This window comes from Kineococcus indalonis, assembly GCF_009906395.1.
GTDB classification, from domain to species: domain Bacteria; phylum Actinomycetota; class Actinomycetes; order Actinomycetales; family Kineococcaceae; genus Kineococcus; species Kineococcus indalonis.
The window spans coordinates 1-1,176 of the sequence record NZ_JAAALM010000817.1 but is presented as its reverse complement, the minus strand read 5'-3'; the positions used below and the strand labels follow the sequence as shown (position 1 = coordinate 1,176).

General features: G+C 77.9%; 1 protein-coding gene. It reads right to left on the bottom strand.

The features are described 5' to 3' along the window. Positions 1–213: 213 nt before the first annotated feature. The gene (locus tag GTR00_RS21320) at positions 214–1,053 is read right to left on the bottom strand and encodes a helix-turn-helix transcriptional regulator (RefSeq protein ID WP_166613504.1); all 840 of its coding nucleotides are present in this window, start codon (positions 1,051–1,053) and stop codon (positions 214–216) included. Positions 1,054–1,176 lie beyond the last annotated feature (123 nt).

Below are 1,176 nucleotides of genomic sequence, written 5' to 3'. Positions count from 1 at the left end.
GTCCGTGCGCGAGGTCATGTCGGCTCTTCCGTCGCGGGGGTGGGTCGGCCGGGCACGGGGAGCCGGCGGCTCCCCGTCCACGCGGCGTGGGCGACAACCGGCGCACGGCACCGATCCATTCCCGCGCCCGCGCCACCGGCCGCTCGCGACGCCGGCACGAGCGCGGGCACGAGCGCGAGCGGGGGCACGGGCGCGGGCGCGGGCGCGGGGGCGTCAGCCGAGGACCTGCGCGCCCAGCACGGAGAGCAGCTGCAGCTTCTCGTGGCTCTCGGTGCCGGGCACCGCGGTGTAGACGAGCAGCAGGTGCGACTGCTGCGGGTCCAGCAGCGTCTGGCAGTGCAGCTCCAGCGCGCCGACGCGCGGGTGCACGAAGCGCTTGACCCCGTGCGGGCGCAGGCCCACCTCGTGCACCTCCCACAGCTGGCGCAGCTCCGCGCTGCGCGCCAGGGCGAGCTCGGCCAGCTGCGCCGCCCGCGAGGCGGGCCCGCGGCGGGTGACGACCTCGCGCAGGTGCGAGGCGTACAGGCGCGAGAGGAACTCGTGGTCCTCGCCGGCGTACAGGGCGCGGGCGGCGGGGTCGGTGAACCAGCGGTACCCCAGGCTGCGCGCGGGCCCGCTCCACGTCGTCGCGTCGCCGGTCAGCGCCACGCCCAGCGGGGTCTGGCGCAGCGTCTCGCCCAGCTCGGTGACGACCTCCGCGGCGGTGTCCTCCAGGCGGTCCAGGACGCGCAGCAGCCCGGGGCTGACGTGCTCGCTGAGCGCGCCGCGCGCCGGGGGGTGGTGCCCGGCCAGGCGGAACAGGTGGTCGCGCTCCTCCAGGGTCAGGTGCAGGCCCTGGGCGATGGAGGCCACCATCTGCGGCGAGGGGTGGGGCCCGCGCTCGCGCTCCAGGCGCGCGTAGTAGTCGGTGGACATGTGGCACAGCGCCGCGACCTCCTCGCGGCGCAGCCCCGCGGTGCGCCGGCGCTGCCCGCGCGGCAGGCCCACGTCCTCGGGCTGCAGCGCCTGCCGGCGCCGGCGCAGGAAGTCCGCCAGTCCCGCCCTGTCGATCACAGGACCACCCCTCCCCCAGCCCGGTGCTGCCCGGTGCTGCCCGGTGCTGCTCGTTCTTACCGCGCCGGCCCGCCTCGCGGGCGGCGCAGCTGGCCGAGCTCGCCCTGGCGCGCAGCGCGGAGC